The sequence below is a fragment of the Starkeya nomas genome (assembly GCF_902703545.1).
GTDB lineage: Bacteria > Pseudomonadota > Alphaproteobacteria > Rhizobiales > Xanthobacteraceae > Ancylobacter > Ancylobacter moscoviensis.
Genome location: NZ_CACSAS010000001.1, coordinates 1,210,975 through 1,217,055, shown reverse-complemented (window position 1 = coordinate 1,217,055; position 6,081 = coordinate 1,210,975). Strand labels below are relative to the sequence as shown.

General features: G+C 62.5%; 6 protein-coding genes. 4 read left to right on the top strand and 2 right to left on the bottom strand.

The window, feature by feature from the left end:
* Positions 1 to 143 precede the first annotated feature (143 nt).
* Entirely contained in the window at positions 144 to 2,255 is a 2,112-nt protein-coding gene (locus STARVERO_RS05840; RefSeq protein WP_159598223.1) for a hypothetical protein, read from the top strand.
* 339 nt (positions 2,256 to 2,594) lie between these two features.
* Here STARVERO_RS05840 and STARVERO_RS05835 read toward each other — a convergent pair whose 3' ends face one another.
* Both STARVERO_RS05835 and STARVERO_RS05830 read right to left on the bottom strand, forming a co-directional pair.
* Positions 2,595 to 3,953 (bottom strand): sensor histidine kinase, encoded by a 1,359-nt coding sequence (locus STARVERO_RS05835; RefSeq protein ID WP_159598222.1) that lies wholly within the window; start codon positions 3,951 to 3,953, stop codon positions 2,595 to 2,597.
* A complete protein-coding gene (locus STARVERO_RS05830) occupies positions 3,950 to 4,609 on the bottom strand; it encodes a response regulator transcription factor (protein ID WP_159598221.1) in 660 nt (219 codons plus the stop codon). The genes STARVERO_RS05835 and STARVERO_RS05830 overlap by 4 nt, the downstream gene beginning before the upstream one ends.
* A 143-nt stretch (positions 4,610 to 4,752) precedes the next feature.
* Between STARVERO_RS05830 and STARVERO_RS05825 the strand changes: the two genes are divergently transcribed.
* From STARVERO_RS05825 to STARVERO_RS05815, 3 genes are all read left to right on the top strand, one after another.
* Positions 4,753 to 5,064 carry a PepSY domain-containing protein gene (locus STARVERO_RS05825; RefSeq protein WP_159598220.1) on the top strand — a complete coding sequence of 104 codons (312 nt, stop codon included), beginning with the start codon at positions 4,753 to 4,755 and terminating at the stop codon, positions 5,062 to 5,064.
* Positions 5,065 to 5,228: 164 nt separating this feature from the next.
* Entirely contained in the window at positions 5,229 to 5,564 is a 336-nt protein-coding gene (locus tag STARVERO_RS05820) for a hypothetical protein (protein WP_159598219.1), read from the top strand.
* A 42-nt stretch (positions 5,565 to 5,606) separates the two neighbouring features.
* The gene (locus tag STARVERO_RS05815; protein WP_159598218.1) at positions 5,607 to 6,077 is read left to right on the top strand and encodes a DUF2271 domain-containing protein; all 471 of its coding nucleotides are present in this window, start codon (positions 5,607 to 5,609) and stop codon (positions 6,075 to 6,077) included.
* Positions 6,078 to 6,081: the final 4 nt, after the last annotated feature.

Sequence of the window (6,081 nt, the reverse complement as noted above, 5' to 3'; positions counted from 1 at the left end):
CGACAGACCATCGAATATCGGCGCTTGCAGCACCGCAAGCTCGCCGCCTAACATCACCCCCCAGACGAGGCCCGCACTCCGCTAATTTACGCCGCGAGTTGCGCCAAATGTTCTGACGACGGACAGCTGGCCTGCGCAACCGCGTGCTCCCGCTCGTGGAACGGGCGGGGACCGAGATAATGCGCGGTAACAGCGCAGTGGCCTCGAACTACATTGGCCTTGCTACGGTGGTCGATGCGACGAAGGCCCGGAAATACCTGGGAAGCTCAGGCATTCTTAGGGCGTCGAAATACAATTTCGGTATCAAAGGCCCTCTGGATGTGGTCGAAAGACTCCTGCAAAAGGCAGCCCCGCTATCAATGCCTTGCTCATTTGTAAACTACTTGACTTCCGTCATGCTCTTACTGAAGGCGGGGAAAGAGGTCGCGAAACTGAACAGGTCGCTTGAGGGCTTTCTCGTCAGGAACCAGAACACGGCATTAAAGTCAGTTGTTGCGTTTGTCGATTCGCTCTTCATGATGGACCATGAGGGGCATCCATCCATCTCTTCTGACGATTTAGCGGGATACAGCAAGGAAGAGTTGGCGGAGGCCGCCTCCTACATGCTCCATGTTATTGATAGATGTATTGGTATCCGCGACGATCAATTCAACTATATGAGCGAGACCGGCATTTCGCGCGGTCTGTACTCGAAGCTTTTTGTCAAAGCGGCCAAGATTCGCGCATACTGCGAAGCGGAAATATTGCTTGACGGCTTCCACTACGAATGTGAGCGACATGGACGAACGGTCAGAATAGTCCCGCCGAGCCCAGAATTGGAGAAGAGCATTCGACTGGGCTACGCGATGTCAGAACAGGCTGGTCAGCCCTCCATCATCGCACGAATTCGTGCGATGCGGGAGGGTGAAGTATCGATCCTCTCTGTAGCCGACAGTATCTACGAGCGTTTTGCAGACGACGTGGTTGTTCTAAAGCGCGAGCCGATTTCGCGGTACGCCTTCGGGTTTCCCGATGCCCCTCAATTTCATGGCTTGTTCAACCATGACGGCTTCACGATCGAAGAGAGGCTCTACCTTCATGAGGTCCTTTCAACCGAACTCGTCACATGGGACGAGCTCAAAGAATTCCAGTTTGAAGGCGGCGTCACGTTTGAGGGCATGCTAAAAGTTCAGCGCCTCTTCAGGTTCCTAGCGCGTATCGCATCCAACCATCTTCTTCCGAGATTGGAGACGGAAAGCGAACTGGTATATCGCTCCCTCGTGCCGGTGTTCGCCAAACACAAGTTGCAGGAACTTTTGGGCTGGTGTGTTGGCAAAGACGAGGCAGATGCCATTCTTCGTGTGATGTCATTCGCAACGAGATCGAGCGGAATTGTAGACATACAGTACAGATCAATCGTTGATGGTGGAAACTACTACCTTATACCCATGCATATTGCAGGATCGACTAACTGGTACCGAAATTTCGCTCACACGGAGCGGCGGCGAGTCGTAGAGAACGTCGAAGAGGACGGGGCCATCAAGGAATTGGCCCGTTGTCTGCGCGTCGTGTCACCCATGGTCCAAATCGAGTATGAGACGACACTTGGAGGGAAGCGGTTCGAGATCGACGTTATCTGCAGGTTCGGGGAGTTTCTATTCATATTCGAATGCAAGCACTCTCTTTTGCCATGCAATGTTTTCGAGCTCCGTACTTCCTACAAGCATATGGAAACTGGAGCTTCTCAGTTGTCCAAAATAACAAGTATCCTGTCCGAGAACAAAATGGAACTCGAACTCTATCGTCGCTTGGGATGGAAGGTTGGACGTGCGAAGGAGATCGTTACATGTATAGTTTCCTGTAATGGAATGTTTCCAGGACTTCGGTTGAATGGGCACCCCGTACGACGTCTCCGGGAGCTTACAAACATGGTCGAAACAGGTTATGTCCGCTTTATCCAAACGTCGGTATCCCAAGACGAGAAAGGGCTCGATGTCGCCACTAACGATGCGGCTGAGTACCACCTTTGGAGAAGTCCCGATCTGAGGCCGGAATTCTTGCACGAATACATCGGGCAGGATCTACTGCAAGGACTAATGTTCGACTCCATGGTGGAGCTTGATCGGTCATTCGCCCTCGATAGGTGGCAGCTAGAATTCCGGTCCTATGCTCTCGATCTCAACAAGGTCTTGGAGGCGCTGAATAAACAGGTGTCCGCCGAATATAGAGGCGCCTCCGCCTCAGAACAAAAGGGCGAGCTCGCATTTGATAGCTGACGGGCTTTGCCGAATGCACGGCCGAAGTTAGCGCGTTGGCATTATGAAGGCCGACAAAATTTGACAGCTCTCACGCTTACGGATCAAGGGCATGATGATGCGATCGGCGCGAAGCTACCATTTTCGGACCAGGTCGAACGTCTGCTTCAGGGGGCTAAACCAATAGCCGTTGACGGCTCACTTGGGGTCGTTGCCGAACGTCCGCTTTCTCAGTTTTCTCGGCCAGAACCGGACAGTCAGCAGACGGCCCCACACCGGACGTTCAGACGCGCGCTCGGGAAGGTCCGCATCTGGCGCCTTGACGCCATTGAAGCCAAACGACAGGGATCAGGGCCGGCATCAAGACCATGTCGTCACCTCGACATTCCCGGTGGTTGCGAACCTGACGCTGGCTTCGAAACCCGATCGCATGCCAAGCCGCGGCGACCGAAGCGTGAGCGGGCTGCCCAGGCGCTCGGCGATCGTCGACACGATCGACAGGCCGATCCCGCTGCCGCGGGCCGAGGTTCCGGCCCGCTCGAAACGGCTGGCGAGCTTCTCCAGCGTCTCGGGCGGGACGACGGGGCCGTCATTCGACACCGTCAGCAGCCCGTTGGGCGCAAGGATCACCTCGACGGGCGATGACGGGCTGCCATGGCCGAGGGCATTCTCCACGAGGTTGCGGCAGATGATTCCGACGGCATCGGGATCGATGTCGGACGTCACGGGTGTTTCCGGCACGCGCAGGGACACCCTGTCCTGCGGCATGCTCCTGCGCATGTCGTCGATCACGATACGCAGGGCCGCGCGCAGGTCCGACGTCCGGTCGAGCCGAAGCCGGCCGCCTTCCGCACGGGCAAGCTGCATGAGGCGCTCGGCGCGCGCCGTCAGCCGCTTGAGCGTCGCCTCGATGTCGGCTCCCCGCCGGGCGATGTGAGGCTCCGCGGTCTCCTTCTGGATGCGCTGGGCCTGGGCGATCGCCCCGGCGAGCGGATTCCGGAGCTCATGGGCGGTGTTGGCGGCGAGGCTGCGTTCCGCCGCGAAGGCCGCCCTGAGCCTGTCGAGCAGCGCGTTCAGCGTGGCGGCGAGCGGGGCGACCTCGCTGGGCAGGTCGTCGGAGGCGACGGGTCCGAGGTCCTTCTCGCTGCGGGTCTCCAGCCGTTCCCGGAACGCCCGCAGCGGCCGCATGCTCCGGCGCACCGCGAGCATGACGGCGGCGAAGGCGGCCGGGATGACCAGGAGGATCGGCAGGCCGAGGCCGATCTGGATCTCCCGCGCGACCCCGGCCTCATGGGCGAGCGGCTCCGCCACCGTGATGCGGATCGTGCCCTGCAGGGCCTCCTCGCTGTACAGGCGGTGCGTCGCGGTCCGGCCGAAGCCGGGACCGCCATAGGGCGGGAAGACCGACAGGTCGGCGGCGTGGGACTGGAGCAGGACCTTGCCCTCGTCGTCGCGGACCACATAGGTGAAGAGCTCGTCATGGCCGTGGATGGCACCGAGCCGCTGGCTGGCGACATCCCCCTCCTCGCGGCCGACGATGTCCATGACCGCGAGGGGAAGCAGGCGCTGCGCCGTCTCCTGCAGGGAGGAATCGAAGACCTCGCCGATCTCGTGCCGCAGCAGCACGGCGGTCGTCCATGCCGCGCCGACCCAGATCACCAGCAGCACCGCCCCGAGCGAGAGCAGGAGCCGGCCCTGGAGGCTTCGCGGGCGCCTCATGCCGCGGCCAGCCGGTAGCCGAGGCCGCGCTCGGTCTCGATCAGGTCGGCGCCGAGCTTCTTGCGCAGCCGGCTGACATGGACCTCGATCGTGTTGCTCTCCACCTCGGCATCGAAGTCGTAGAGCTTTTCCTCCAGCTGCGCCTTGGAAAGCACCTGCCCCGGCCGCGCCAGGAACGCCTCCAGCAGCGCCCATTCGCGGGCGGTGAGCTGCACCGGCCGGCCCTCCCGGCACACGCTCCGGCGGGCGATGTCGATGTCGAGCGAATGATGCCGGATGATCGGGTTGGGATTGCCGGAATAGCGGCGGGCGACCGAGCCGATGCGCGCCGACAGCTCGTCGAGGTCGAACGGCTTGACCAGGTAGTCGTCCGCCCCGGCGGTCAGGCCCTCGATCCGGTCCGACACCTGGTCGAGCGCCGTGAGGATGATCACGGGCGTGACGTTCCCCGCGGCGCGCAGAGCGCGCAGGAACACGATCCCCCGGCCGTCGGGGAGCATCAGGTCGAGCAGGATCAGGTCGTAGGCGGCGCCCGCCATGGCGTCGCGGGCCGCGTCGATCCGGGTGACCCAGTCGGCGGAATGACCGTCGCCGACGATCTGGTCGCGCACCGCCGCGCCCAGCACGCCGTCGTCCTCTATCAGCAGGATTCGCATCGTCCCTCGCCTTTCGCGGCTCCTGCCTTCCTTGACGGTCCTTCCTGACACCGCGCTGACGCAGATCGCACGCGAGCTTCAGGATGCCGTCAGCTTGGCCCCCCAGGCTTGTCGCAGATCAAGGTGGAAAGGAGTTCCGGCCCGTGCGGCTCGCCCTGACAATTCTCGCATGTATCACGGTCCTCCCGGTGGGGCAGGCGCTCGCCGACGACGACTGCTTCGCGCCGATGGCGGACTGGAAGCCGAAGGAAGCCGTCGCCGCCCTCGCCACCCGCAACGGCTGGACGGTACGCCGGATCAAGATCGACGACGGCTGCTACGAGATCGACGGCACGGACGCCGAAGGCCAGCGGATCGAGGTGACGGTCCATCCCTCCACCCTCGACGTCATCGAGATCGAGCGCAAGGACGGCACCGGCCGCCGCCGCGACGAGGAAGATCGCGGCGGCGATTGAACTGCACCGTCGGGCCGGATCAGAAACTGAGGCCAACCGGCCCCGTCGTTTCGGCGGGGCCTTTCGATTCCTGACGGCAGGCTGAAGCAGAAAATCCGTTTGCGTCAGGAACGGATCAGGCAGGGCGCCCAGAACGGTTCCAGCAGAGATAAGGAGACCCTGCCATGAGAAAGACCCTTGCCATCCTCTTCGCCTCGACCGCCCTGACCGCCGGGATCGGCTTTCCCGCGTGGAGCGCGATGCACGAGGCCGCCCGCTTCGAAGGGCTGCGTGACGCCGTCCTGGATGCCGGCCGGGATCTCGGCGTGGTGCTGGCCAGCGACGATGACGACGACCGCGATCACGGACGCCAGCTCCGGCGCGGGGACGATGACGACGACGAAGACGATGACGATTCCCGCGGCGGCAATGTTTCCGCACCGGCTCCGGCGGGCAGCGTCGCTCCCCCGAACAACGGCCTCTTCGGCAACGGCGCGGCGCCCAAGGCCCAGATGAACTGAGCCGACCGCCCTTCATCCATGCCAGATCGAGAGAACCCGACGATGAGAAGCATCCTTGCCGCCCTGGCGCTGACCACGGCGCTCACGCTTCCCGGCATCGCCATGGCGCGGCCGGTGACCCTGACCACGACGCTGAAGAACTATGGCGGCAACGGCGCCTACCTCGCCATCTACGTCACCGACCCGAAGGGGGCCTATGCCGGCAGCCTGTGGATGGCCGGCACCAAGTCCAGATACTACGGGCACCTGTCCGACTGGTATCGCGCGACCGGCGGCAACACCGCCGAGATCAACGGCATCACCGGAGCCAGCGTCGGGGCGGGCCGCCGGTTGGCGATCACCCTCGATCTCGCCGATGCGCTCTTCGACGCCGGCTACACGCTCCATGTCGATGCGGCGGTCGAGGACATGCGCGACAGCCCCAATGAGATCGCCGTGCCGCTGACCGCGAAGGGAGCGGGACAGCCCGTCCAGGGCCGCCGCTACATCGCGAATTTCAGCTACGGCATGTAGGGGA

Excerpts from the sequence above, each read along its gene's own strand:
- STARVERO_RS05815 (WP_159598218.1), top strand. The coding sequence starts at position 5,607 with ATGAGAAGCATCCTTGCCGCCCTGGCGCTGACCACGGCGCTCACGCTT.
- STARVERO_RS05835 (WP_159598222.1), bottom strand. The coding sequence starts at position 3,953 with ATGAGGCGCCCGCGAAGCCTCCAGGGCCGGCTCCTGCTCTCGCTCGGG.
- STARVERO_RS05830 (WP_159598221.1), bottom strand. The coding sequence starts at position 4,609 with ATGCGAATCCTGCTGATAGAGGACGACGGCGTGCTGGGCGCGGCGGTG.
- STARVERO_RS05820 (WP_159598219.1), top strand. The coding sequence starts at position 5,229 with ATGAGAAAGACCCTTGCCATCCTCTTCGCCTCGACCGCCCTGACCGCC.